The sequence below is a fragment of the Pengzhenrongella sp. genome (assembly GCF_036565025.1).
Classification (GTDB): Bacteria; Actinomycetota; Actinomycetes; order Actinomycetales; family Cellulomonadaceae; genus Pengzhenrongella.
The window spans coordinates 1-2,642 of sequence record NZ_DATCNW010000239.1 but is presented as its reverse complement, the minus strand read 5'-3'; the positions used below and the strand labels follow the sequence as shown (position 1 = coordinate 2,642).

The following is a 2,642-nucleotide window of genomic DNA, read 5'->3' as shown; positions in this document are numbered from 1 at the left end:
GGGGTGCACGTTCGATACACCCAGCCATACCCCCAGAGCCCGATTCGACCGTGAGTGCGAACCGAGCTCCGAAATCCACATCCGCCCACCCCACCCCGTCCCGGTTCGCGCGCGCCGCGACCTGGGAGTTGTTGTCGTATTTCCCCTAACAGCTCCGAGGTCGACGACGATCGGCGGCCGAGACCACCCGTTCGGACAGACGATCAGAGTCTCTGCGCGGTGACGAACGCGAGACTGCGCAACACGCCCATGTCTCCCGGTTCGACCGCGAAACCGTCGCCTTCTGACCACCGGGCGAGCGGGCTCGGCGACGTTCAGACGCGACCACGAGACACTCCCGGCTGACGTTCCCGCAGGAACGTGTGCGACCGACCGGTCCGACGTCCTGCCCCGATCCCGCGACGTCCGCTACCGCAGTTCGCGGAAGAACGTCCGCACGTCCGCGATGAGCAGGGCCGGCTCCTCGAGTGCGGCGAAGTGCCCGCCGCGGCCCTTGACGTCGACCCAGTGCGTGATCGCGTTCTCGCCTCTGCGCGTACCGGCGGATCCCGACGTTGTGCGCGAACACGATCGCTCCGGTGGGCACGCTCGACGACGCGTTGGTCGCTCCCCACCCGGTGTTCTGCGCGTAGCCGACGTAGGCGGACGAACCCGCGGTCGCGGTGAGCCAGTAGAGCATCACGTTGGTCAGCACAAGGTCGCGGTCGATGACCTCGTCGGGCCGTGCCGAGCGCGGATGGGTCCATTCGGCGGAACTTGTCGATGATCCAGGCCAGCTGACCGACCGGGGAGTCGGTCAGCCCGGCGGCCAGGGTCTGCGGCCGGGTGGCCTGGATCGCGATGTAGCCGAGCTCGTGGGCCATGAACGCCTCGATCCGCGCGACCCGGTCGCGCTCGAGGTCGGTGAGGTCGGCCAGCTCCTCGGCCGCGAGCGGCAGTCGGGGCATCGGGCCGGGACCGCCGTTGACGTGCACCCCGACGACCCGGTCCGGCGCGAGGCGCCCGACGGCCGGGGACACCTGAGCTCCCAGGTCGCCGCCCTGCACGCCGAACGTCGGGTAGCCGAGCCGCCGCATCAGCTCGACCCAGGCCGCCGCGATCCGGGCGGTGTCCCAGCCGGCGCCGGTGACCGGTCCGGAGAACCCGAATCCGGGCAGGCTCGCCGATCACGAGATGGAACGCGTCGGCCGGGTCGCCGCCGTGCGCGCGCGGGTCGGTGAGCGGGCCGATGACATCGAGGAACTCGGGCGTTGGATCCGGGCCACCCGTGGGTGAGTACCAACGCCGAGCGCACCCGGCTCGGTCGAGCGCACGTGCAGGAAGTGGATCGGCTGCCCGTCGATCTCCGTCGTGAACTGCGGGTACGCGTTGAGCGTTGCCTCCTGCGCCCGCCAGTCGAAGCCGTGCAGCCAGTGCTCCACGAGTTCGCGCAGGTAGGCGACCGGGACGCCGGTGTCCCAGCCGTCGCCCGGCAGCGGTGCCGGGAAGCGGGTCCCTCGCAGGCGCTCGGTGAGGTCGTCGAGCTGGTCCTGGGGGATGGCGATGCGGAAGGGCTTGATCTGCTCGGTGGTCTGCACGGCTTCGACGGTGCCAGCCGATGCGGACAGATTCGGTCCGCATTTCTGCGCTGGCGTCGGCCCGTGCCGATATGCGGTCGCCGTCGGGCCGCGCGGCGTGAGCAGACCCGGTCCGCCCGCAGCAGATAGTCTCGCAACCATGCTGGTGCTGAGCCGTCGCGTGGGCGAACGACTGATGATCGGTGACGACATCGTGGTCACCATCCTGGAGGTGCGCAGCGACGGCGTGCGGCTCGGGATCGACGCGCCCCGATCGGTGGCGATCAACCGCGCCGAGGTGATCGAGGCGGTCCAGGAGGCGAACGTCCAGGCCACCGCCGCCGCCGACACCGCCGTCGAAACCCTCCGCCGCCTGATGCCCCCCCGCTGACAAGCGTCCGCCGACGTAGTACCGGCGGTCCGAGATAGAGCCCTGGAGTGCTCTATCTCGAGGCGGAGGCTCTACTTCGGCGAACTCGAGCGACCCCTCGGAACTGAGGTTCGCGAGCAGGGAAGGTTCTGCTTAAGTCCGTCCCTTTTCAGCCGATCAGGACTGCGTTGGGGGCCTGGACGCGGTAGGAGGCAGTCATGGGAGACATGGACGACATCGTTCGTGAATTCTTGATCGAGAGCTACGAGAACCTCGATCAGCTCGATCAGGACCTGGTCGCGCTCGAGGGCTCGCCGGACTCGCGCGCCCTGCTGGGCAGCATCTTCCGCACGATCCACACCATCAAGGGCACCGCGGGCTTCCTCGCGTTCGGCCTGCTCGAGCGGATCGCCCACGCGGGGGAGAACCTGCTCGTGGAGCTGCGGGACGGCCAGCGCCTGATGGACATGCCCACGACGAACGTGCTGCTGCGGATGGTCGACACCATCCGGGAGATCCTGCGCACGATCGAAGCCTCGGGGGCCGAGGGCGAGATCGCCGTCGACGAGGTGATCGATCAGATCCGCGAAGTGCTGGAGAACCGCGAAACGAAGGTCAAATCCACCGGAACCGCGCGCGCCGCGGAGAGTAGAGCGAGTGTCATGGTCCCGAGCCCCTACGCCGAGCCGGTCAACCCGGTCGCCGCCCCCGCCCCC

3 protein-coding genes are annotated in these 2,642 nt (G+C 69.3%); 2 read left to right on the top strand and 1 reads right to left on the bottom strand.

The features are described 5' to 3' along the window. Nucleotides 1-1,166: 1,166 nt before the first annotated feature. Nucleotides 1,167-1,577, bottom strand: a complete 411-nt coding sequence (locus VIM26_RS14085; protein WP_331952226.1) for an epoxide hydrolase N-terminal domain-containing protein — start codon at nt 1,575-1,577, stop codon at nt 1,167-1,169. A gap of 139 nt (nt 1,578-1,716) precedes the next feature. On the opposite strand from VIM26_RS14085, the gene csrA reads away from it, so the two are divergent. Both csrA and VIM26_RS14075 read left to right on the top strand, forming a co-directional pair. Continuing rightward, nucleotides 1,717-1,947, top strand: coding sequence for a carbon storage regulator CsrA (gene csrA, locus VIM26_RS14080; RefSeq protein WP_331952224.1), 231 nt, complete (start codon nt 1,717-1,719; stop codon nt 1,945-1,947). A 197-nt stretch (nt 1,948-2,144) separates the two neighbouring features. After that, a partial coding sequence (locus VIM26_RS14075; RefSeq protein ID WP_331952222.1) for an Hpt domain-containing protein occupies nt 2,145-2,642 on the top strand: 498 nt, incomplete at its 3' end.